The organism is Deinococcus roseus (assembly GCF_014646895.1).
In the GTDB taxonomy this organism is placed as follows: Bacteria; Deinococcota; Deinococci; order Deinococcales; family Deinococcaceae; genus Deinococcus_C; species Deinococcus_C roseus.
In genome coordinates this window covers 188522-210592 of sequence record NZ_BMOD01000002.1, presented here as the reverse complement: position 1 = coordinate 210592, position 22071 = coordinate 188522, and the positions used below count along the sequence as shown (strand labels likewise).

Annotated in this window: 27 protein-coding genes; 13 read left to right on the top strand and 14 right to left on the bottom strand. The window is 56.2% G+C overall.

The annotated features are described in order from the left end of the window. Positions 1–221 precede the first annotated feature (221 nt). On the top strand, positions 222–578 hold the full coding sequence (locus IEY52_RS03975) for a hypothetical protein (RefSeq protein WP_189000184.1): 357 nt from the start codon (positions 222–224) through the stop codon (positions 576–578). A 117-nt stretch (positions 579–695) separates the two neighbouring features. Beyond that, on the top strand, positions 696–2336 hold the full coding sequence (gene pgm, locus IEY52_RS03970; protein WP_189000182.1) for a phosphoglucomutase (alpha-D-glucose-1,6-bisphosphate-dependent): 1641 nt from the start codon (positions 696–698) through the stop codon (positions 2334–2336). Between the two features lie 84 nt (positions 2337–2420). On the opposite strand, the gene IEY52_RS03965 is transcribed toward pgm, so the two are convergent. Together IEY52_RS03965 and IEY52_RS03960 are read right to left on the bottom strand one after the other, a co-directional pair. Beyond that, on the bottom strand, positions 2421–2681 hold the full coding sequence (locus IEY52_RS03965; protein ID WP_189000180.1) for a hypothetical protein: 261 nt from the start codon (positions 2679–2681) through the stop codon (positions 2421–2423). Positions 2682–2762: 81 nt separating this feature from the next. Continuing rightward, the gene (locus IEY52_RS03960) at positions 2763–3293 is read right to left on the bottom strand and encodes an O-acetyl-ADP-ribose deacetylase (RefSeq protein WP_189000178.1); all 531 of its coding nucleotides are present in this window, start codon (positions 3291–3293) and stop codon (positions 2763–2765) included. 138 nt (positions 3294–3431) lie between these two features. On the opposite strand from IEY52_RS03960, the gene IEY52_RS03955 reads away from it, so the two are divergent. From IEY52_RS03955 to IEY52_RS03935, 5 genes are read left to right on the top strand one after another with little or no spacing between them, the layout of a single operon-like run. Beyond that, the gene (locus IEY52_RS03955) at positions 3432–3941 is read left to right on the top strand and encodes a DinB family protein (RefSeq protein ID WP_189000176.1); all 510 of its coding nucleotides are present in this window, start codon (positions 3432–3434) and stop codon (positions 3939–3941) included. Then, positions 3938–4534 carry a TetR family transcriptional regulator C-terminal domain-containing protein gene (locus IEY52_RS03950; RefSeq protein ID WP_189000174.1) on the top strand — a complete coding sequence of 199 codons (597 nt, stop codon included), beginning with the start codon at positions 3938–3940 and terminating at the stop codon, positions 4532–4534. Before IEY52_RS03955 ends, IEY52_RS03950 begins: the two co-directional genes overlap by 4 nt. Then, positions 4534–5058, top strand: a complete 525-nt coding sequence (locus IEY52_RS03945) for a DinB family protein (RefSeq protein WP_189000172.1) — start codon at positions 4534–4536, stop codon at positions 5056–5058. The genes IEY52_RS03950 and IEY52_RS03945 overlap by 1 nt, the downstream gene beginning before the upstream one ends. Before the next feature lie 20 nt (positions 5059–5078). After that, on the top strand, positions 5079–5468 hold the full coding sequence (locus tag IEY52_RS03940) for a hypothetical protein (protein WP_189000170.1): 390 nt from the start codon (positions 5079–5081) through the stop codon (positions 5466–5468). 1 nt (position 5469) lies between these two features. Continuing rightward, positions 5470–5748 carry a hypothetical protein gene (locus IEY52_RS03935; protein WP_189000168.1) on the top strand — a complete coding sequence of 93 codons (279 nt, stop codon included), beginning with the start codon at positions 5470–5472 and terminating at the stop codon, positions 5746–5748. A 276-nt stretch (positions 5749–6024) separates the two neighbouring features. Here the strand turns inward: IEY52_RS03935 and IEY52_RS03930 are convergent, their stop codons facing one another. From IEY52_RS03930 to IEY52_RS03915, 4 genes are all read right to left on the bottom strand, one after another. Then, complete coding sequence (locus IEY52_RS03930) at positions 6025–6720, bottom strand: GntR family transcriptional regulator (RefSeq protein WP_034341852.1); 696 nt, start codon at positions 6718–6720, stop codon at positions 6025–6027. Positions 6721–7125: 405 nt separating this feature from the next. Further along, complete coding sequence (locus IEY52_RS03925) at positions 7126–7359, bottom strand: DdrH (RefSeq protein WP_189000166.1); 234 nt, start codon at positions 7357–7359, stop codon at positions 7126–7128. 74 nt (positions 7360–7433) lie between these two features. Further along, positions 7434–8501, bottom strand: coding sequence for a glucose-1-phosphate thymidylyltransferase (locus tag IEY52_RS03920; RefSeq protein WP_189000163.1), 1068 nt, complete (start codon positions 8499–8501; stop codon positions 7434–7436). Next, entirely contained in the window at positions 8498–9430 is a 933-nt protein-coding gene (locus tag IEY52_RS03915; protein WP_189000161.1) for a nitroreductase family protein, read from the bottom strand. The genes IEY52_RS03920 and IEY52_RS03915 overlap by 4 nt, the downstream gene beginning before the upstream one ends. A gap of 172 nt (positions 9431–9602) precedes the next feature. Between IEY52_RS03915 and pyrE the strand changes: the two genes are divergently transcribed. The 3 genes from pyrE to mqnB all read left to right on the top strand — a co-directional run bounded on the left by pyrE (position 9603) and on the right by mqnB (position 11924). Continuing rightward, positions 9603–10169 (top strand): orotate phosphoribosyltransferase, encoded by a 567-nt coding sequence (pyrE, locus tag IEY52_RS03910; protein ID WP_189000159.1) that lies wholly within the window; start codon positions 9603–9605, stop codon positions 10167–10169. An 80-nt stretch (positions 10170–10249) separates the two neighbouring features. Next, complete coding sequence (locus IEY52_RS03905; protein WP_189000157.1) at positions 10250–11302, top strand: hypothetical protein; 1053 nt, start codon at positions 10250–10252, stop codon at positions 11300–11302. Between the two features lies 1 nt (position 11303). Then, positions 11304–11924, top strand: coding sequence for a futalosine hydrolase (gene mqnB, locus IEY52_RS03900; protein WP_189000155.1), 621 nt, complete (start codon positions 11304–11306; stop codon positions 11922–11924). A gap of 131 nt (positions 11925–12055) precedes the next feature. On the opposite strand, the gene IEY52_RS03895 is transcribed toward mqnB, so the two are convergent. The 3 genes from IEY52_RS03895 to IEY52_RS03885 all read right to left on the bottom strand — a co-directional run bounded on the left by IEY52_RS03895 (position 12056) and on the right by IEY52_RS03885 (position 15865). Beyond that, on the bottom strand, positions 12056–12880 hold the full coding sequence (locus tag IEY52_RS03895; RefSeq protein ID WP_189000153.1) for a menaquinone biosynthesis family protein: 825 nt from the start codon (positions 12878–12880) through the stop codon (positions 12056–12058). A 60-nt stretch (positions 12881–12940) separates the two neighbouring features. After that, positions 12941–14998, bottom strand: coding sequence for a PAS domain-containing sensor histidine kinase (locus IEY52_RS03890; RefSeq protein ID WP_189000151.1), 2058 nt, complete (start codon positions 14996–14998; stop codon positions 12941–12943). Positions 14999–15190: 192 nt separating this feature from the next. Then, positions 15191–15865: a response regulator transcription factor gene (locus tag IEY52_RS03885; protein ID WP_189000148.1), complete on the bottom strand. Its 675-nt coding sequence runs from the start codon at positions 15863–15865 to the stop codon at positions 15191–15193. A 317-nt stretch (positions 15866–16182) separates the two neighbouring features. Between IEY52_RS03885 and IEY52_RS03880 the strand changes: the two genes are divergently transcribed. The 3 genes from IEY52_RS03880 to IEY52_RS03870 all read left to right on the top strand — a co-directional run bounded on the left by IEY52_RS03880 (position 16183) and on the right by IEY52_RS03870 (position 17782). Beyond that, entirely contained in the window at positions 16183–16449 is a 267-nt protein-coding gene (locus IEY52_RS03880) for a GlsB/YeaQ/YmgE family stress response membrane protein (protein ID WP_189000145.1), read from the top strand. Positions 16450–16663: 214 nt separating this feature from the next. Further along, a complete protein-coding gene (locus tag IEY52_RS03875) occupies positions 16664–17188 on the top strand; it encodes a phosphoribosyltransferase family protein (RefSeq protein ID WP_189000139.1) in 525 nt (174 codons plus the stop codon). A gap of 114 nt (positions 17189–17302) precedes the next feature. After that, positions 17303–17782, top strand: a complete 480-nt coding sequence (locus IEY52_RS03870; RefSeq protein WP_189000136.1) for a DUF3291 domain-containing protein — start codon at positions 17303–17305, stop codon at positions 17780–17782. A gap of 33 nt (positions 17783–17815) precedes the next feature. Here IEY52_RS03870 and IEY52_RS03865 read toward each other — a convergent pair whose 3' ends face one another. The 5 genes from IEY52_RS03865 to IEY52_RS03845 form a co-directional block, all read right to left on the bottom strand. Then, positions 17816–18298 carry a hypothetical protein gene (locus IEY52_RS03865; protein WP_189000133.1) on the bottom strand — a complete coding sequence of 161 codons (483 nt, stop codon included), beginning with the start codon at positions 18296–18298 and terminating at the stop codon, positions 17816–17818. 249 nt (positions 18299–18547) lie between these two features. Continuing rightward, positions 18548–18997: a hypothetical protein gene (locus IEY52_RS03860; protein ID WP_189000130.1), complete on the bottom strand. Its 450-nt coding sequence runs from the start codon at positions 18995–18997 to the stop codon at positions 18548–18550. A gap of 14 nt (positions 18998–19011) precedes the next feature. Next, positions 19012–19488 carry a hypothetical protein gene (locus tag IEY52_RS03855; protein WP_189000127.1) on the bottom strand — a complete coding sequence of 159 codons (477 nt, stop codon included), beginning with the start codon at positions 19486–19488 and terminating at the stop codon, positions 19012–19014. A 274-nt stretch (positions 19489–19762) separates the two neighbouring features. Beyond that, positions 19763–20824, bottom strand: a complete 1062-nt coding sequence (gene proB, locus IEY52_RS03850) for a glutamate 5-kinase (protein WP_189000123.1) — start codon at positions 20822–20824, stop codon at positions 19763–19765. Next, a complete protein-coding gene (locus IEY52_RS03845; protein WP_189000120.1) occupies positions 20821–22050 on the bottom strand; it encodes a glutamate-5-semialdehyde dehydrogenase in 1230 nt (409 codons plus the stop codon). Before IEY52_RS03845 ends, proB begins: the two co-directional genes overlap by 4 nt. Positions 22051–22071: the final 21 nt, after the last annotated feature.

Below are 22071 nucleotides of genomic sequence, written 5' to 3'. Positions count from 1 at the left end.
TTTTGGGCCTGATAAAGATTTCAATGAATCAAAAGGAGTAATGTGAATCAACTTGAACTGATGTATATTCTTCTTGCTTTATTTGTGGGATCATTGGTATGTTTATTTCTAAAGAGTGCTATGCAGAGATGGAAAGTGCATTTGACATTTATTGAACTTGGTCTGAGTACATCTGAGGTAGCATTATTTATTTATATGATTGCAACTGGAGAAGGGGATTGGTGGATGTTCTTGATTCTGGCTTCTTTATTGAAAAACACAATAAAGAATATATATTTTCTTGTTTCTCTCAAAAAAACTGGCTGACAATTATGACCCATGCCTTTTTTGCGCCTCAAAACATGATTTTCTGGATTTTTGGTTTGTATTTTATTTTTGGATGCCTTGCTGTGGTGTTCAGGAAAAAAGCGCCTGTGTGGTCTTTGCTGGTCATGGCTGTGGCCGTCGTTGGGCTGTGGCCTGCATACCTCTCCAGCAAAGACGGTGGGGATAACACCAGCATCCACCTTAGCACCCTGGTGATCTTGTTCTGCATGATCGACGCAGTGACCCGGTTCTCCAAAAAGAAACCGCAGTGACCTCTGGGCCTGCCCAGATGCAGTGAGACCCAGGGGCTTTGCTTCTGTTACACTCTCCTGAGAAGCTGTCCAACGGGACAGTGAAAGAGCATCTTTTTTGAAATTTCAGGAGGCAACATGGCGCTGCACGAACTGGCTGGCAAACCCGCTCCTCACAACATTCTGGTCAACATTCCCCGCCTGGTGAGCAGTTATTACACCGTCAAACCCGATCCCAAAAATCCCCTGCAACGGGTGGGTTTCGGCACCAGCGGTCACCGTGGCACCTCCTTCAATGGCACCTTCAACGAAGACCACATTCTGGCCGTTTCGCAAGCCGTGGCAGAGTACCGTGCAGAGCAGGGCATCACTGGCCCCCTCTTCATTGGGATGGACAGCCATGCCCTCTCTGAGGCTGCCTGGATCACCGCTCTGGAAGTCCTGCTGGCCAACGGGGTCAAAGTCCAGGTGGACAAAGGGCGGGGCTACACCCCCACCCCTCTGATTTCCCATGCCATTCTGGGCCACAACAAAGGCCGCACCAGTGATCTGGCAGACGGCATCGTGATCACCCCCAGCCACAACCCACCCCAGGATGGGGGCTTCAAGTACAACCCACCTTCTGGGGGTCCTGCAGACACCAACATCACCAAAGTGGTGCAAGAAAGGGCCAACCAGTTGCTGGAATCTGGCCTGGAGGGAGTCAAACGCATTCCCCTCGAGGAGGCTTTCAAGGCTGCAGAGGTCTTTGATTTTGTGACCCCCTATGTGGAGCAGCTGAGAGAGGTCATCGACATCGATGCCATCAAACAGGCCGGGGTGAAAATCGGGGTGGATCCGCTGGGTGGAGCCAGCCTGGAAACCTGGCAGGCCATCCGGGACCATTACAATCTGGACCTCACCATCGTCAATGACCGCATCGATGCCAACTTCAGCTTCATGACCGTGGACAGAGACGGCAAGATCCGCATGGACTGCTCCAGCCCTTATGCCATGGCCTCCCTGATTGGCCTGAAAGACCAGTTTGACATTGCCATTGGCAACGACCCGGACGCAGACCGCCACGGCATCGTGACCCGAGATGGCATCATGAACCCCAACCACTACCTCGCGGTGTGCATCAATTACCTGTACCAGCACCGCAACTGGAACAGCGACATCGGGGTGGGCAAAACCCTGGTGTCCAGCAGCATCATTGACCGGGTGGTGGCTTCCCTGGGCAAGAAGCTTGTGGAGGTTCCAGTGGGCTTCAAATACTTTGTGGACGGCCTGCAAAATGGCACCATCGGCTTTGGGGGAGAGGAGAGCGCCGGGGCTTCCTTCCAGCGCTTCGATGGCTCTGCCTGGTCCACAGACAAAGACGGCATCATTCTGGGTCTGCTGGCTGCAGAGATTCTGGCCAAAACCGGCAAGAGCCCCTCTGAGCACTACCAGGACCTGGAAGGGCGTTTCGGGGCCACGGCTTACTCCCGCATGGACGCAGAAGCGGGACCTGCCCAGAAGAAAGTGCTGTCCAACCTGTCTCCTGAACTGGTGACGGCAACGGTGCTGGCTGGAGAACCCATCCTGGCCAAACTGACCCGTGCTCCCGGCAACGATGAACCCATTGGGGGTCTCAAGGTGGTCACCGAGAATGCCTGGTTCGCAGCCCGTCCCAGCGGCACCGAAGACGTGTACAAGATTTACGCCGAGTCCTTCAAGGGCCAGCAGCATCTGGAACAGGTGATGCAGGAGGCCCGTGAAGTGGTCAGCGCTGCATTTAAAGCTGCAGGTCTGTAAACTTCAACAGTTCCACACAGTTCCAAAACAGTCCCAAAACAGTCCCAAAAAGCAATCCTCCCAGCTGGGAGGATTTTGTTTGCTTTAGAGTTCAACCACCACTTCAGGATCGTTTCTGGCAATGCGTTCCAGGTAATCCTGCAGGATCTTGATGGCTTCGGTTTCGTTGATGCCCTGCAGTCCCCGTTGTTTTTTCAGGGAGTGCACCTTGTTGTCTTTGGTGATGGCAATCAGTTCGATGGCGTTGTCCTTGGGAAAGGCGGCGGCACGGAAGCCCATCAGGGAGTCCACACTCAGGTAGTGCATTCCAGTGGTGCTGCTTTCGATCTTGATGAATTTGCCCATGTGTTCCAGTATGCACTTTTTTACATTCAATTTACATTCTGTGGGCTGTGCATGCCCATCTGACTGCAGTAAATCTGACAGTCAGATGGGATCTGGCAGGTTTCCTGCTTCTTGCAACAGCCGCTGGTACACCTGAAAATCGTGGGCACTGAAGCACACGAAAGTCACCTGCTCTGGAATGGAATGCTCTTCCAGAAAGGTTTTCACTGTGGCGATGGCGATCTGGGTGGCCCGTTCCAGTGGAAAGCGGTAAATGCCTGTGCTGATGGCTGGAAAGGCAATGGTCTTCAGGCCGTGCTTCTCTGCAAGTTCCAGACTGTGCTGGTAGCAGGAGGCCAGCAGTTCATCTTCATGGCGGTTGCCTCCACTCCAGTAGGGTCCTACAGTGTGAATGACATGTCGGGCGGGCAGTTTGTATCCCGCAGTGATTTTGGCCTGTCCGGTTTTGCAACCTGCCAGTTTCAGGCATTCCAGGGCCAACTGGGGTCCTGCTGCACGGTGGATGGCTCCGTCCACCCCTCCGCCTCCCAGCAAACTGCTGTTGGCGGCGTTGACAATGGCATCGACATTCAGTTTTGTGATGTCTCCCTGATGCAGTTGAATGCGGCTCATGCAGCCAGTATAGAAGCTGGTTTCCTGAAAAAAAGGCATTTTGACGGAATTTGACAGGATTTGATGGGGTGAGGGGTTTTGCTGCATTCCTGCTTTACAGGTGCTTTACAAACCGACCAGTCGGTCTTAAATTAAGGTATGCTTGCTGACAAAACCTTTCTTTCCAAACTGGGTGCCACCCCATCTGAAGTTCTGAGCCGTCTTCATCAGGAAATTCAGCATTTCCAGGAATCCGCCCTGAACAAACAGGACCATTGGTTTGAACCCAGAGAAACTGAAGCCTGGACCCCTGCCCAGATCACTGAACACGTGATTCTGGTGTCCAAAGTGATGTCGCGGGTGCTGACCGCCTACCAGTTGCCTGAATTCCCTGATTTTCCCAAAACCCCTGGAACCTACCAGAATGGCAAAATGCAAAGCCCCTCTTACGCACAGCCGAGCGAGGGAAAACCCTGGGAAAACCTGGAACCCGAGTGGATCAAAACCCACATCCGTCTGGTGCAAACCGCAGAAAAAGTGCCCAACTGGCAGGATGAACGCACCGTGTTCCATCCCTTCTTTGGAGAGATGAACGCCCTGGAATGGCTGCAACTGGCCACCTACCACCTGATCCACCACCGCAGACAGCTGAATGCAGGCCCGGCATGAAAAAAGGCGAGCAGACCCGCCAGCACATCGTGGAACGGGCCGCCCCCATCTTCAACACGAGAGGGTTTTCAGGGACCAGCATTCAGGATGTTCTGAGAGAAACCGGGCTGGAAAAAGGAGGCCTCTACAACCATTTCAAGAGCAAGGACGAACTGGCCCTGGAAGCCTTTGACCATGCCATCCAGCTGCTGCGCACCGCCCACAAAGAAGCCCAGCAGGGAAGAAAAGGAGTCCTGGACAGATTGCAGGGCATCTTTGAGGTGACCCTCAGGTCTGCTCTGGGCGAGGTGATGCCTGGAGGTTGCCCAGTGCTCAATGTCTCTGTGGAAGCAGATGACACCCATCCCCAGCTCAAAGAACAGGCCCAGAAAGCAGCCCTGAGCTTGCAAAATTTCATCGCCCAGGTGCTGGCTGTGGGCATCAAGCAGGGGGAGCTCAAACCCGAACTGGATCCGGAAGCCACCTCCCGGGTGCTGTTTGCGCTGTTTGAGGGGGGCATCCTGCTCACCAAGTTGCACGACAACCCGGAATACCTCTGGGATGCCCGCAACCACATGATGGCCCTGCTCAGCCTGTACCGCAGGGAGGCCTGATGTACCAGAGAGAGGCTCTGAAGGCTTATGGCCAGACCCCACCAGAGGTGCAGGAAAGTTTCAGGCTGGCGGTGGAGCGCTTTGAGCGGGTGTTCCGGGAAGTGCCCAAAGATCAGCCCTGGCGTGCAGAAGGCTGGAATGCCCTGCAAATCCAGGGCCACCTGATCAAGACCCATGAACTCGGGGCACTGCTGGTGAAGGTGCTGGAATCTGAAAAGCCCCACCACCGCCTGCTGCATCTGGTGGCTGCAGCCCAGCAACGCAGCAAGGCCCCCAGAACCATCAGCAAACTGCTGGCCCCTAAAATTGTGCAACTGGAAGCCTCAGAGACAGAACTGGCCTCCCGCTGGAGCAGAACCAACCAGAAATTCTTGAGTCAACTGGATCAGGCACACCTGACCGGAAAACGCACCTTTCCACACCTCTACATCGGAGAATTGACGGCACTGGAATGGGCGCAGTTCATGCCTTACCATCTGGACCACCACCTGCCCCAGTTGGAAGCCTTACAGGTTGCCCCCTGAATGGGGCGTATACTCCAGATGTGGAAGCCAGACAGAACCTCCCCCAGAAGGAATTCAGCCAGCGTGGCTTTGAACTCGATGCCCACCTCAAATTTGCCACCGATCTGACCCGCGCCCATGCTGAAGAAGCCATCAGGGGCTGGGTGGGCCTTTCCCCCACCTTTTACGGAGAAGAAGACCGCATCCGTGCCGTCCGCCTGACCGGAGACATCGACCGCAACCTGGCCCGTGATGAACTGCGCAAAGGCCTGGAAAGTGGCCTGCTCAGGGGTGCAGAACTGGGCTTCCGGGCTTTCCTGCGCAGCGAGAAATCCTTTGAGTTCATGCCCTGGTTGAAAAATCGCATTCTGAAAACCACTGACATTGCACTGGTGGACTTTTGGGACGGCATCAAATACATTCTGGAGTGATATGGTTCCCCCCACTGTAACAGTCACCGTTTTGCAGGCCATCCAGGAAGCCTTCAAACGGGCCGAAAAGACCGGACGCACCCAGCAGATTGAACTGGGCACCGACCTGTACATCCGCATCAACACCGAACAAGGCCGCAAATTCCTGCTGTTCCAGCTGGAAAGCACCCCCGAAGAAGAACTGGGCCACGCCCTGGCCCATGCCCTGGGTTTCAAGAATTACCAGGTGGGATGGCACCAGGGCGCAACCCTGAAGAGTTTGATGGTGGAGGAGGGGTAGATCCCCCTGCCCTTCGTTTCACTCAGGGCTGTCCCCCTTCTTGCCTCTGACTACGTGCTCCCCAGGCGGCTGGGTCGGACTGAGGCGCTTAACGAAGGGGGTTTTAGGGCATCTGGGAGGGCTTCAAATGGAGTTGTCCACCAACCCCCCAACGCTGACGGGGGGACCACCAAGCGAAGCGCGGTGCGGGGGGATCTTACCCTCAGCCCTCTCAGCCAACAAAAACCCCAGAAAAATCCCCTCTGGGAAACCAGAGGGGACATGTTTTTCTTTTGCTCAGGGCTCGAAGCTGTCCTGGAAGGCGTAACGGTCTCCGCGCACCCAGTAGTTGACGTAGGCCACACGGGTGGGGCCGCTGTAAGTGGTGCGGCGCAGCAGGAAAGCGGCGGTGCCCACGGGTACACGCAGCAGTTCGGCTTCTTCCTGGCGCAGGTTCACGGCTTCCAGACTCTGTTCCACGCGGGTGAGGGGGATGCCCAGTTTCTCGACCAGCACCTCGTGGATGGATTCCACGGCGAGGTTGTGCTTCAGCAGATCTCCGGCCATGCGGAAGTTGATGTAGCGTTTTTCGATCACCAGGGGTTCATCGCCAGCGGTTCTGAGGCGGTGAATGAAGATGATGGGTTCGCCTGCGGGGATCTGCAGCACCACACCCATTTCAGGGGTGGCGTCCAGCACGCGGGCCTGCAGAATGCGTGTGTGGGTTTCTGCGCCCCTGGCCCATTCCCTGAAAGGCCGGATGCGAAAAACGCCCTGACGGAAACGCTTGCCGGTGGGGAAGGTTCCGGCCCCCTGGATGCGGTACACGTAGCCTTCCCGTTCCAGTTCGTCGATGGCACGACGCGCGGTCATGCGGGACACATCGAATTCTTTGGCGAGCAGGGGTTCGCTGGGGAGGGGGATGCCTTCGGGGTAGTAGCTGCTGAGCAGTCGCTCTTTGAGCGTTGCCTTGATCAGGGGGTATTTGGCCACAGGGAACAACCTCCAGGTCGGGGGTGGGGCTAGGGGTTTGCTGCTGCTGGACCTTGAGCAGAAGTGGGCGAGAAACCGAAAAGTTGTACTTTGTTGAAGTCACAGGTCAAACCTGTACAACGTATACAACTTGTATGACTATTTTACATACTTCACATCATTTGTGTCAAAGCTACGCTATTGTGCTTTCCTTACAGGAACTGCAAGTTGCCTGAAAAAACCAGTGAAAATACCCCAAAAGCCCTTTGGTGTAACGCAGAAGGTTACGGTATTGCCTGATTCTGCACTGATTTTTCCCTTTGATGAGAGAGGTGCAAAAACATTCACCTGAAGTATACCTGAAAAAAGTGAAACACCTCCGCGAGGGGAGGTGTCATTCGAAAGCAAGAAAGAGGAAGGAAAGACTCAGGCCTGCACGGTGGGAATGCGGGTGGTTTGAACCTGCACCTGACCAGCCTGACCCGCCTGGGCACCAAACACCCAGGAAAGCTTCAGCATCAGCAGCAGGGTTTCCTGATCGTTTTTTGCAATCAGTTCCTGCACATACTCAGGCACACCTGCGGGCAGAGGCATGTCCTGCAGCGCTTCTGCATACTGGGCTTTGAGTTTTTCCATGGCTTCACGGAACTCCTGTGTCATGCAAATATCTTAACACAACCACACTCAAGGAATGTGCTTTTATGATGAATTGTTTGTTGAACCCTGGAGTCAGATCACTGCACGCTGAGGTCCAGCACACTGGCATCCGACAGGATGAACCGGTGGGCACGGGGCACCCCAGTTTTGCCCTTGATCTGTGCCCTCAGGCCCAGCAGGCATTCCTGCAAGCGCACATCCACGTTCTCAATCACCACTTCAGCATCGATCACGCTGTATTCCACCTCTGAATTGCAGATGCGGCTCTTGCGCCCGATGCTGGTGAACGGCCCCACATAGGCGTTCTCGATGACCACATCCTTGCCGATCAGGGCTGGACCCATGACGATGCTGTTTTTCACCATCGCGCCTTCCTCGATCACCACCCGACCCGTGATGCGCGATTCGACGACCTCGCCATCCATGCGGGGTTCCAGGTCTTCCAGCAGCAGGCGGTTGGCATCGATCAGATCGTAGGGTTTTCCGGTGTCTTTCCACCAGCCCTGCACCCGTTCACCAATCACGGTCTGGCCCGAATGGATCAGTTCGGCAATGGCATCGGTGATCTCGTACTCGCCACGGGCAGAAGGCTTGAGGTTTTCCAGGATGTTCATGATGCCCGGTTTGAAGCAGTAGACCCCGGCCACCGCCAGATTGCTGGGTGGATCCTTGGGCTTCTCGATCAGCTGGGTGATCTGCCCTTCTTCGTTCAGCACTGCTACACCGAAGGAACTCGGGTTTTCAACCTCCACCAGGGCAATCACTGCATCTGCTCCGGTTTCCTGAAAACGCTCCACATAAGAGGTGATGCCGTTTCCAAAAAGGTTGTCTCCAAGGTACACACAGAAATCGTCGTCTCCCACAAATTCCTTGGCCATTTTGACTGCGTGGCCCAGCCCCAGGGTTTCCCCCTGGTGGATGTAGGTGATGTTGACGCCGGGGGTGCCGTTGATGGCCTCCTCGATGTCCTTGCGGGTCAGGCCCGAAACGATGATGCCAATGTCCGAAATGCCTGCAGCCAGCAGGTTTTCAATGGCGAAAAGAATGATGGGTTTGTTGGCAACTTTCAGAACCGGTTTGGGTCTTGTGTAAGTGAGGGGGCGAAGTCGGGTGCCCAGACCGGCAGCAGGAATAATGGCTTTCATTCAGCGTGCTCCTTCAGTGCTTCCATTAAAGCATTCTTCAGGGCTTCGGTCAGGCTGGTTCCATCACCACGGTAGGCCAGATGACCCTGGTCCAGCCAGGCTTCCAGACCTGCCGCTTTCTGGCGCACCACCAGTTCAGGGAAACCTGCCTGCACGGCCTGCTGGAACACAGCATCGGCGTCAAGGTTGTTTCTGGGCTGCACATGGTCAAAGCCCTGCTGGGCCAGCAAGTCCCTCAGGTGGCCTTCTCTGATTTCCATGGATCCGCCTTTTGCAAAGTACCTGCTGAGGCTGAGACCCCAGTCTCCCCGGGAGGTGATGGCCGCCATTTCCTGATAGGCCTGATCCAGCGCTTCCGGGGTGGGGTCCTGATAGCTGTTCTCATGGATCACCAGGGCACGGTCCAATCTGGGGCGCAGTTTATGCTCCTCCGCAGGCACCCCAATGGTCAGGGCCGCAAAAGGAAACACCCCTCTGGGCAGCTTGAGGAGCTGCTGAATCTGTGGAAGGGCATTCATCACCCCGCCAATCCAGCAGCCCATGTAACCCAGCATTTCTGCGGCAATCAGCATGTTCTGGGCGGCCATCACAGCGTCACCCACAGCAAAATGTACTGCCACAGCAGGATAATCTCCGGGGGTGTAGCCCCGAAACTCCAGCAGGCTGTTCAGGCGGTGGATGTCTGCACAGATCACGAAACTCTCGCTGGCGGTGCCCATGTGGGCATTTCTGGTGAGTTCACCCATCTGCTGTTTTAAGACAGGATCGGTCAGGCGAATGAAGGTGTACATCTGGGCCGTGGCATCGGTGGGAGCCCGCTGGGCAGCATAAAGAATGGCATCCAGATGTTCTTCTGGAAGCTGAAAAGGCTGGTAGTTGCGAACGGTCCAGTGTTTGCGAAAGAAGGTTTTGACATCTTCAGGATTCATCAACGCCTTTATACCAAGTCAGCAGAGGAGAAAGATGGCAACAAAACACACCCGTGTACACCGGTGTCCAGAAGACACCAATTTTTTCAGGGAAAACCCCTGCTGTACGAAAAACCACAGATTTGCCTGCACGAGTCTGCTTTCTGCAACCCTTGATGGTTAGAATGGACGCATGGACGTCTTGCAAACCTACAAGTACTACGGCGCGTTCCATGAAGGGCATTTTTTGCTTGCTTCAGGACGGCATTCCCCCTATTTCCTGCAATCCACCACCGTGCTGCAACACCCGGTTGCCGCAGACCAGTTTGGTGAGGACCTGGGGAGGCACGTGCGCGATGCTGGCTGGCGTCCCGATTTCGTGATTGGCCCGGCCATGGGTGGGGTGGTGCTGGCTTACGTGACCGCCAGGCCAATGGGCACCCGCGCCATTTTCGCTGAAAAAGACGGACAGGGCGGCATGAAAATCCGCGAAGCCTTCGGAGAGAGCCTGAGCAACCAGAGTTTCGTGGCCGTGGAAGATGTGATCACCACCGGAGGCAGCGTGCTGAAAGCCGTGCAGGCTGCTGAAAAAATGGGTGCGAAATGTCTGGGCATCGCCTGCATCATTGACCGCCGCAAGAACCCCGAAGACCTGCTGGAAGGCCACAAAGTGGTGTCCCTGACCCAGCTTTACTTCGACACCTACCTGCCCGACAGCCTGCCGGACTGGCTCTCCGAAAGGCCCCTGCAGGAAATCTGAACCCGGACTGGGCCTGGATGGACCCAAAAATGGATCATGGCTTTCATGATCCATTTTTTTGTTGTGACACAATACCTCACATGACCCCCTCCTTTTTACGCTTCATGGCGGTGCTGTGGGCCTTGCTGTGCCCGCTGGCCCTGGCCCAGACCCCGGAAGCCCGGCAGACCGCAGACCAGGCGGTGCAGGACTGGGTGAAAGGCAAATACAAACTGTCCACAGCAGAAATGCAGAATCCCAGAGAGGCCCTGCTGCACTTCCTGAAGTTTCAGCAGTCCGTGCTCGCAGACAAAATGGACCCGGAGCAGGGCAAATTTCTGGCCGCCCAGAACGCCCGTGAATACTACGTTTATCCTTTGGAGGGTTCCGTCAAGGGAACAGTTCAGGTGGAGGTGCAGCAGGTTTCAGGCCGCTGGGTGGCCCACAGCGTGCACACCTCCCTGCAAAACGTGGGCATTCCCTCCTGGTTGAAAGCCCCCATCTTCTCCTGGCTGTTCACCCTGCTCACTGCAGTGGTGTTGCTGGGACTGCTGTTTCCCACACCCATCAGAAGGGGATTTGTACGGGCCTGGAAGATTGCCCTCAGCCCGCCTTACCGGGTGGTGTTCTGGACCACCCAGGTCATCCTGTATGGCGGTTTTGTGCTGGGGCTCAGTGTGGCCTACCAGGACCTGGAATTTGCCCGTGAACTGCAAGGCTACCTGAACTCCAACCTGAGCTCCACAGGCATCCAGCAATTTGTGGGAACAGGAGTGCTGAGCCTTGCCACCGCCATCACCCTGTGGAATTTCATCAGTGGGGCTGTGCTGACCACCTTCCTGCCCGGTTTGCTGCTTGGCGTTCCAGCGGTGCTTTTCAACCTGTTCCGTTTTCTGGTGCTGGGGCTTGGCCTGTCTCCGGCCCTGATTCCCACCTCGCATTTTGTGCCGCACATTCCGGTGATGGTGCTGGAATTGCAGGGCTACGTTTTTGTGGCCTCTTTTGCCATGGTCACGGTGGTCCGCATCTTCAAGGAAGGGTTTGGAAAAGCCATGAAAGATTACCCCCTGAGCCTGCTGGTCGCCCTGGTGTTCCTGATGCTGGGCAACTGGTACGAGGCCATCGAACTGCTGTACCTGGTGCCCAGAGGCTGACATGCAGATCCTGCTCATTGTTGCCACCGAAGGAGAAGCCCTGTTTTTTGGGGCACTGGGCCTGGAAGTTGCCGTCAGCGGCATTGGAGCCGTCAATGCTGCCCTCACCACCCTGCAAGCTGCTGGTGCATCCAGACCAGACCTCATCATCAATGCTGGAATTGCTGGAGCTTTTCCGGGCAAGGGCCTCAACATTGGAGATGTGGCCCTGTCCAGCCAGATCACTTACGCCTGTGTGGGAGCCGAAAACCACGATGGAGGCTTTCTGGATTTGCGTGCCCTGGGATTCCCCCTACAGGGAGAACTGTTCAACCAGCTTCCTGTCTGGGAAGGTGCACAGGATCTGGCCCAGCGGTTGGGGGTGCAGACCGGAGAAATGCTGACCCTGGACACCGTGACAGGCACAAAACACACCCTGGAAAAACTGCAGAACTGCTACCCAGAAGCCCTCACCGAAGGCATGGAAGGGGCAGGTGTTGCCCTGGCAGGCCTGAGGCTGGACCTCCCCGTGCTGGAAGTGCGCGGCATCAGCAACATGGTTGGCCCCAGAGACCGGGAAAGCTGGAACATCCCCCTGGCCCTGAAAGCCTGCAGAGATGTTCTGGAAGGGGTTGCTTTTTGACCCTCACCTCGCTTGCTTGCGCTTCGCTTTCCTCTCCCTCAGGGAGAGGATCTGCTGAAAGCAGCAGCGAAGGTCAAGGAGGGATGTCCTCCCCTCTGTAGGGGAGGACCGAGCGTAGCTCGTGGTGGGGTCTACCCCACGAACAACGGCAAATCCGACTTCTGAATGATCCCCGCCTTTTCCAGTCTGCCAAACAGTTCACGCACGGCTTTTTCTCCATCTTCGCCCACATCCAGCGAAAAAGGATTGACGTACAGATCAATGTGGGCCTGCATCACCTGATCGCTCATTTCCAGGGCGTGTTGCCGGATGTAGGCTCTGGGTTCCTGGGGATGGACATAGGCGTATTCCAGACTGCTGCGCACCGCCTGATTGAGCTGCTTTTGAAGGTCCAGTGGCAGATCCCGACGCACCAGAATGGCTCCGAGGGGGAGGGGAAGACCGGTTTTCTCCTCCCACCATGCGCCCAGGTCCAGGTGTTTTTGCAGGCCGTAATCCGGATAGGTGAAACGGCTCTCATGGATGATCAGGCCAGCATCAATCTCGCCCGATTGCACTGCAGGCATGATCTGGTCGTACCTTTTGCGCACGATGCGGGCTTCCGGGGCGTAAAGTTTCAGCAGGCTTTCTGCTGTGGTGAGGGCTCCCGGAGAGGCGATGGTTTTGCCGTTCAGGTTTTGCAGGGCCGTTTTGCTGACAATCAAGGGGCCAACCCCCCGTCCCAGTGCTCCTCCAGCACGCAGGGCCACGTACTGGTCACGCACCTCTGCATAGGCCCGATAACTGATTTTGGTGATCTGCAATCTGCTTTGCAGGGCCCACTGGTTGAGGGTCTCCACATCCTCCAGCACTTCCTGCACAGGCTGGGGGGTGTGAATTCTGCCGTGGGTCAGGGCATAGAAGATGAAAGTGTCATTGGGACAGAAACTGTAACCAAGCTCAAGCATGGAGCCCATTTTACCCTTCGAGGGAGGTTGCAAAGGGGCTTGAAGTTGGGATTGGCAGGCGGAGACAGGTCAGGCCCGCACAGATTCCTGATGCACCGACAGGGGCAATTCCACAATCACGGTGGTGCCCACCCCCAGCTGGCTTTCCAGGCGGATGTGGCCCTTGTGTTGTTCCACAATCCAGTGGGCAATGGACAGCCCGAGTCCTGAACCGCCTGGATCTTCCTGATCGCGGGTTCTGGAGGGGTCTGCACGGTAGAAACGGTCAAACACCCGGGGCAGGTCTTCTGCAGCAATGCCAATGCCGGTGTCTTTGACCTTCAGGATGGCATGGGCCTGGTTGCGGGTCAGGCTGAGGTCCACCTTGCCGTCTTCCAGGGTGTATTTGATGGCATTGTCCAGCAAAATCACCAGCAGCTGTTTCAGGCGGTCTGCATTGCCTTCGAGTTCGATGTCATCGATTTCGCTGAGGATCAGGCGTTGCCCTCTCAGCAGGTGGTGCGCTTCGCTCCAGGCCTGCATGATCAGGGGTTTCAGACGCACGATGCCCAGGCGCAGTTGTGCTCCAGCGTCGCTGCGGGCCAGGGCCAGCAGATCAGACACCAGGCGGCCCAGACGCTGGGCTTCTCTTTGTGCTTCGTCCAGGGCTTCCTGCTTGTCCTCGGCAGGCATGCGGGGGTATTTCTTGAGCAGTTCGATGTTGCCCTGAATGGCGGTCAGGGGCGCACGCAGTTCGTGGCTGGCATCCGAGACAAAGCGTTTTTGCACCTCGATCATGCCGCGCAGGCGGGATTCACTGTCCCTCAGGGCCTGTTCGGTGCGTTTGATCTCGGTGAGGTCCAGAATGAAAGCTGCGTAGTGTTCTTCGCCCTGCACGGTGAAACGGGTGGGGCTGACCATCACCGGGATGCGGTCTCCTGATTTGTGGAAGAACTCCTTCTGGTAGGGCTGCATGCTGCCATACAGGGTGAGGTGTTCTCTGGCCTCGGCTTCCACGCCTTCCCATTCCACAGGGGTGAGCTCGTTCCAGTCCATGAAGAAAAGCTCTTCGCGGGAATATCCGGTGATGCGGCAGAAAGCATCGTTGATGTAGATCAGTTTGCCATTGGTGCGGCTGAACACCACCCCGGTCAGGTTGGATTCGGAGAGGCTGCGGAAACGTTCCTCACTCTGTCTGAGGCGGGCATCTGCGAGGTGGCGTTCGGTGACATCCTGAAAGAACACGATCAGGCCTTCACGGGAAGGGTGGGCCCGCACTTCCATCCAGACGTTCTGCTGCACAAAGTGCATTTCAAAGGCCACTTTCTCGGTGTGGTCGGGAGAGCGCTGGTACTGACCGAAGATGGGATGCGCGGCCAGATCTGGGAATTCGGTCCACAAATGACGGCCCATCATGTCGGATCCTGAGCGGCCCAGCAGCTTTTCCACCGGGGGATTCAGGTACACAAATTTGTGCTCCCGGTCCACGGCAAACACGGCGTCGGTGATGTTTTCCAGCAGCCTGCGGAAACTCTGGCGGGATTCCTGCAGGGCAGAGGCGGTGCGCAACTGGTCGGTGACATCCTGAATGCTCACCCCCACATGCAGTTCAGGGAGGGGAACCGGAAAGGTTTTGATGGTGAGGGTCAGGTCCGAGAGGTGCAAGATGGTCTGCTGGTCCTGCCGGGTGTTGAGGGTGCGCTCACAGGAGGTTCTGAAGGTGTACTGGGCTCCGGTGTCGGTGCGCAGGATCACCAGCATCTGTTCCAGACGGGGATTGGTCTCGATGGGGTTCAGGGCTTTGTCCAGCACCCCCAGACCCACTGGAGCGTGGTACAGCACACTGTAGGCTGTGTCCATCACGCCTGCCGGGGCCAGTTTGCTGAGCACCTCCCAGTCGGTTTCATTCAGGCGTCTGGCCCGGCACTGCACCCACCTGCCGCCTCCTGGAAGTTGCAGCAGCATGGGAAAACTCACCGGACGGTCCTGTTCCACGGCCAGTTGCCCAGCAGACAGCAAGGTGTGCCAGGACATCAGATCGGTGTGGGTCAGGATGGTGGGGTTGTCTGCCCACCACCTGAGCCAGCTCAGGCTGTACTGCAGGACCTCCTGCTGCCTGAACACCCAGAGTTGACCTTCCATGTCCATGGTTTCAGCTTACCTGTTGAAGGTCCCGGAGGAAAGACACGGGCAGATCAGGACGGTCACGGAAAGAACACATGCCTTTAGCTTAACCCGAAAAAAGAAAAGGAGAAAGGAAAAACCTCCTTTCTCCCCTTAGAGATGTCCTGAAATGGTGTGAAATCCGACAGAATCCTGCAGAACAGGGGCCAGATGTTTTCAGACGGTGCGCATCACGTAGCCAACGTGACGGATGGTGTGGATCAGGCGCTGTTCGCCGTTGGCTTCCAGTTTCTGCCTGAGTTGCTTGATGTAGACCTCGACCAGGTTCAGGTCTGCGGTGCTGTGGTTGCCCCACACCCGGGAGAGCAGGTAGCTCTTGCTCATCACCCGTTCGGGTTGCTCCATGAACTCCTGCAGCAATTTGAATTCCAGGTTGGTGAGGGGAACGGTGCGGTCCACGCGTTTGACGCTGAACGATTGCAGGTCCATGGTGAGGTCCTGGAATTTCAGCACCTGTGAAACCTGCAGTCCCTGTCTGCGCAGCACTGCGCGGATGCGGGCCAGCAGCACATCCAGGCTGATGGGTTTGACCACATAATCGTCTGCGCCTTCATTGAGGCCCTGCACCTGGGAGCCTTCTTCGTCTTTGGCGGTCAGCATGATCACGGGAAGTTTGGGGTGGGAGCCCCTGAGTTCACGCAGCACCTGAAAGCCGTCCATGCCGGGCATCATCACGTCCAGAATCACCAGGTTGGGGGCCTGCTGGCGGATCAGTTTGAGGCCTTCGTCGCCAGAGGCGGCCACCTGCACCTGAAAACCTTCGTAAGTTAGACCGCGACGCAGGAAGCTTCTCAAACTCGGGTCGTCGTCAATGGTGAGTATTCGTTGCATGCTGTCTCCTCTCCTGAGCTTAAAGCATGAGGGGTGGATTTGTCTCATCTGCTTTCAGTTTGGCTTCAGTTGTTCGCTGATTTAATGCAAGGAAGCTGGATGTGTGCAGTGTAAATGCCTTTTGTGAGAGAATTTAGGGGATCTTTAGTAAAATGAGCATTGTTTTTCAGAGAAGATTGCTATTCTAAACTCAGAACTGCGAGAGATCGACTCAAGACAGAAGCAGGGTTATGTGTAAGGTGATCTTGTCGAAAAGAACAAGATAACAAATCTTACAATTAAAGATCTGCAGCAGTTACTTAGAGGAGGTAATCACTATGGATTGGATCATTGCTATTTTGGTAGGTGCCCTGATTGGCTGGCTGGCAAGCCTCGTGATGCGGACCGACGCCCAGCAGGGCGCGATTGCCAACATTCTGGTGGGGATCATCGGTGCTGCACTGGGACGCTGGATTTTCGCTGACGTGCTGCACATCGGTGGAGCCACCACTGCTGGTGCTTTCTCCCTGGCCGGGATTTTCTGGGGCATTCTGGGCGCTGTGATCCTGATCTGGGTCCTGCGTGCCCTGCGCGTCTTTAGATAACCCTTCTGACAGAAACAACACCTGAACCACAACACTTCTCAAGGTCTTCAAGACCCACATCAGAACACTTGAACTTACAATTCGTCGCCTGCTTCAGGGGAGTCCACAGGGCTCCCCGACTTTTTGTGGGGCGAATCAGGGATTTTTTACCGCTATAAATTGGATCCAATTGAACCTGGCTTGCAGTTGTCTAAACACGGGTTATAGTAAAGCCATGCCCAACTACTCCCTGAGCATCGGGAATGTCACCCGAGAATTTCCCTATGTCCGTGTCAATGCCAACTCCACCCTTCCCATTGTGGAACTGGTGGGTGACTGGGAACTGACCAATGCCATTGCAGATGAAATGGTCAAACTGCTTCCCAGAAAATTTGATGTGCTGCTGACCAGCACCGTCAGTGGGGTGCCCCTCACCCATGCCATTGCAGAACGCATCAAGAAACCCTACGCTGCAGCCCGCAAACGCCGCCGCACTTACATGCAAGACCCCCTGATCCAGGCTGTGGACAGCATGACCCTGGGGGTCAATGAAACCCTCTGGCTGGACCAGCGCCAGGCCGAAAAACTGAAAGGCAAAAAAGTGGTGGTGATCGGGGATGTGGTGGTGACAGGCAGCACCCAGGTGGCCCTGGCCAAACTGACCGAACGGGCCGGAGGAGAAGTGGTGGCTTACGTGGCTGCCTTCAAACAGGGAAACCCTTCCATTGAAGTGCAGGCCGCAGTAGAACTTCCTTCCTGATCCAGGCAAGACCTCTTGAAGCCCTGGTCCAGATTTCCAAAAGGGATATGGCTCAGGGCTTTCCCTGTTTTGGTGTCAAATCCCACATCTCATCAAAAATTGTTATGTTGAAGCATGCAACTCGCCCAGGTGAACATTGGCCGTTTGCTGGCCCCCATTGACAGCCCACAACTTGCTGGTTTTGTTTCCAGACTCGATGAAATCAATGCCCTTGCAGAAAGCACCCCGGGCTTTGTCTGGCGGCTGACCGGAGAGGGCAACGACGCCACCAGCCTGCGCCCTTACGAAGACGAGATGATCATTGTGAACATGAGCGTCTGGAGCGACCTGGAATCCCTGAAAAACTACACGTACAAAAGCGACCACGTGCAGGTCATGAAAGACCGCAAGCAGTGGTTCGAGCACATGAAAGAAGCTTACATGGTGCTCTGGTGGATCGAAGACAATCATCTTCCCACAGTTTTTGAAGCCAGAGACCGTCTGGAACACCTCAGAAAACACGGCCCCACCCCCCAGGCTTTCACCTTCAGACAGAATTTCTCCGCTGAAGAGGCCCGTGCTGCAACAGCAGAAACCCCCCTGATCGGGGGGTGAGCGGCTTCAGAACACGGTTTTGATGGTGAAAATTCAGGCTCTGGCGCGTTCCCTGAGACCCAGGAAGAGGCCTCCCACCACACCCTGCAGGATCTGTCCCAGCAGCGCACTGATGATGCCATACAGAATGTGGCCCACCAGACTCCAGATCAACCAGGTGAAGAAAGCATTGTGCACCCATGCAGCAAAACTGTCTGGCAGGGGCATGCCCAGCCAGATGGGCAGAATGATCTGTGGCCCTAAAAACCACCAGATCACGCCGTACAACGTTCCGGTTTTCAGCGCTGTGGCCACAGTCTGGGCAGGTCCGTACAGCAGGCCGAAAATGGCCCCGATGATGGCAGAGATCACCATGTGCACGATGTAACCCACCAGCACGGTGTCTGCCCCCACCAGTTTCGCCACCACGGGCAACACCCCCTGCCAGTGCATGATGAAACCAAAAGCCACTCCACCTGCCAGACCCCCCAGGGCTCCAGCACTGACTCTTTCCTGAACGTTGTGTTTCTGCTGCATGATCTCCTCCTTGGTGTGAAGTACGGAAAGTGCCGGGCAAAAAGTTCAGCAGAAAGTTCAACAGCACTTTGACTGAACTGAGTGCAAAAAAATCACAAAAAAAGCCTGGGGTTTTCCAGGCCTTTGCAGCAAGTTCAGATGTTGAAGGCAATTTTCTGTGAAGTGGATGGGGCAAAAAAGCCCGCTGTGAACTGTGAACTGTTGACTTCTTGCGACATCCACTTCCTGTCTGTCCTTCTGAAAAACGCACTAAAAAGACATGATCTTCTGTCTGCGCTTGGTGAACTCCTGTGGGGTGATCTGGTCATTTGCCAGCAAATCCAGGAGGCGGTCAAACTCTGAAAGGGCAGCCAGCACCCCCACCTGTGCCTGGGGCTGGGCCTGAACAGGATTCAGTAGCCCTGCCAGGTCCTTCTCAGAAAGCTGGACTTCCCGGTAACGCAGGTAAGTGCGGCAACTGGGGCAAGTGCGGGCCAGTTTGAGTTCCTGAGCGGCCATGGAATCGCCCAGTGCCACATCCACCACCTGGGCTCTGATGCGCTGCTGGATGGCCTGACCCAGGTCCAGGCTGAAAAGGTCTGCACGGCTGGCCCTGGGGGAACCCCGCACAATTTCACGGGTGAGTTTGGCTTCGAAGTCCAGGTCTGCAGTCCAGGCCTGCTGGCAGTGCTCACAGGTGCGTCTGACTTTATGTTTCATGGCTCAAACCCCTTTCAGGCCTGTGCTCGCTCTTTGAAGCCCAGAAAAAGTCCACTGACCAGACCCTGCAGCACCTGCCCCAGCACGGAGCTCACCATGCCATACAGCAGGTGCCCGAACAAACTCCAGAGCAGCCCAGCAGAAAGTGCACGGTCAATCCAGCCACCAAACGTGTCTGGCATGGGCAATCCCAGCCAGATCGGCATGATCACCTGTGGTCCCAGCACCCACCAGATCAGGCCGTAAATGCAGCCGCTTCTGAGGGCCACCCCCAGCGTCTGGGCAGGACCGTACACCATCCCGAAAACCGCCCCGATGAATGCAGCAATCAGCATGTGCACGATGTACCCCACAAAGGCCGAATCCGACCCAATCAGCCGCGCAATGATCGGCAAGAGCCCCTGTGCCTGCATGATGAACCCGAACACCACGCCCCCTGCCAGTCCCCCCAGAATCCCGGTGCTCAGTTTGGTTTGAATGTTGACCGTCATGCACTTCCTCCTCTGGCACGTTTTGCATGCCACTCCCTTGAAGTGACTTCAGTATGCAAAAGGGGCTGTGAAAGAAGCGTCAAAAGAAGTGTCAAAAGAAGTGTGTCAAAGTAGCGGAGGATTTTGATGGGGTTTTTGATGGTGGAGAGAGGCCGATGGCCGAGAGCCGAGAGCATTGCGCTCTGAACAGTGAGGGTCTTCAAGCAGTAAAAAAGCCCTTGCAAAAGCTTTGTGGATGCCCTCGGCAGGAGAAGGGACCTTTGGTCCTTTCTCCTCAATAAAGCGCCAGATGGTTCCGGTGCACCACCTCATCAAAATCCTTGTACCCCAGGATTTCTTCGATTTCTTCGGTGTGGCGTCTGAAGATGCGCTGGACTTCATGGGCGGCGTAATTCACAATGCCCTGCCCGATGGGGCCGTGTTCGCCTTCTAGACGCACGATTTCTCCGTACTGGAATTCTCCGGCCAGTCCGGTGATGCCTCTGGGCAACAGGCTCTTGCCGCTTCTCAGGGCTTTTTCTGCTCCAGCGTCCACGTAGAGGGAACCTTTGCTGGGCTGGTGCAGAATCCAGCCTCTGCGTGCGGTGTGTTTCTGGGCTTTGATGCGGGTTCCGGTGTCTGCGCCCCCAAAGAAGGCTTTCAAACCTGCCCCTCCACCCCCAACAATCAGGGTGTCAATTCCGGCTTCTGAGGCGATCTGGGCGGCTTTGAGCTTGGTTTGCATGCCTCCGGTGCCTCTGGAGGAGCCTGCTCCACCTGCCAGATGCAGCACTTCGGCCACGTTTTCCACCAGAGACAACCTCTGGGCGGTGGGGTCCACGCGTGGGTTGGCGGTGTAAAGGCCTTCCACATCGGTGAGCAGGATCAGTTCAGTGGCTTCACACAGGTAGGCCACCCAGGCACTGAGGGTGTCGTTGTCTCCGAGGCGCAATTCCTGCGTGGCCACTGTGTCATTCTCATTGATGATGGGGACCACCCCGAGTTTGAAAGCCGCTTCCAGCGCGTGTTTGGCGTTCACAAAGCGCTTGCGGTCCTGGATGTCTCCCGCACTCAACAGGATCTGGGCCACCGCTCTGGGAGCAAAGACTTTGGCCCATTCCTGCATCAGGGCCGCCTGACCCACCGCAGCCAGCGCCTGTTTTTCGGGAAGGGTGCGGGGTCTGGGGACATTCAAGAGGCCACACCCGGCAGCCACGGCCCCGGAAGACACCAGGCAAACTTCTGCGTCCAGGGCAAGAAAAGCATCTGCTATGGCCTGCAGCCGTTCAGGTTCAATGCGTCCAGCTTCGTCCGTGAGGCTGCTGGAGCCAATTTTCAGGACGATTCTGCGTTTCATCGGATCTGCCCCTCACCCCGAATGCGGTACTGCACCGTCACCATTTCACGCAGTCCCATGGGACCACGGGCGTGCATTTTCTGGGTGGAAATCCCAATTTCCGCCCCAAACCCAAATTCAAAGCCATCTGTGAAGCGTGTGGAGGCGTTCACATAAACAGCAGCGGCATCCACCCTGTTCTGGAATTGTTCTGCGGTTTTCAGGCTGCTGGTGACAATGGCCTCACTGTGCTGAGATCCGTGGGTGTTGATGTGCTCTATGGCTGCATCCAGCCCTTTCACCACCTTGACCGCGAGGATCAGATCCAGAAATTCGGTGTCCCAGTCTTCTGCAGTGGCAGGAACCACGCCAGGAGCGTACATCTGGGTGTCCTCATCCCCGCGCACTTCCACGCCTGCATCCCTGAGGGCTTTGACCGCCACAGGCACGAAGGCACTGGCAATCTCCTGGTCGATCAGCAGGGTTTCCAGGGCATTGCATACGCCAGGACGCTGGGTTTTGCCATTCATCAGGATCTTCAAGGCACTGCCCAGGTCTGCGTCCCGGTGCACGTACAGGTGACAGTTTCCCACCCCGGTTTCAATCACGGGCACTTTGGCGTTTTGCACCACGTGGTTGATCAGGCCTGCGCCTCCACGGGGAATCACCAGATCCACCAGACCACGGGCGGTCAGCAGTTCGGTCACGCTGGATCGGTCTGTGGAGTCAATCAGGGAAATCGCGTTCTCGTTGAGGCCCGCTTCTTTCAGGCCAGCACGCATGGCTTTGACCAGGGCACGGTTGGAGTTCAGGGCATTGCTGCTGCCGCGCAGGATCACTGCACTTCCGGCTTTCAGGCAGAGGATGGCCGCATCTACAGTGACATTGGGCCGGGATTCGTAAATCATCCCGATCACCCCGAAAGGCACGGTGACTTTCTCCATCTGCATGCCCTGGGGGTGTCTCCAGCCTTCCAGCACGCGGCCCACCGGGTCAGGCAAGGCCACCACCTGATCGATGGCTTCCAGCATGCCTTCCATGCGTTTTTCGGTGAGGGTGAGGCGGTCCACCAGCGCGGCACTGGTGCCTTTCTGGCGTTCGTTTTCCACATCCAGCCTGTTCTCTTTGAGGATTTCAGGGGTGTGGAGGGCAAGGTGTTTTTTGATGGCATTTAAAGCCTGATTGCGGTTCGCCTGGGCCAGGGTGCGGCTTGCGATGCGGGCCTGAGAGAAGAGCTCCTTGAGCATGCCATCAGTATAGAAGTGGGG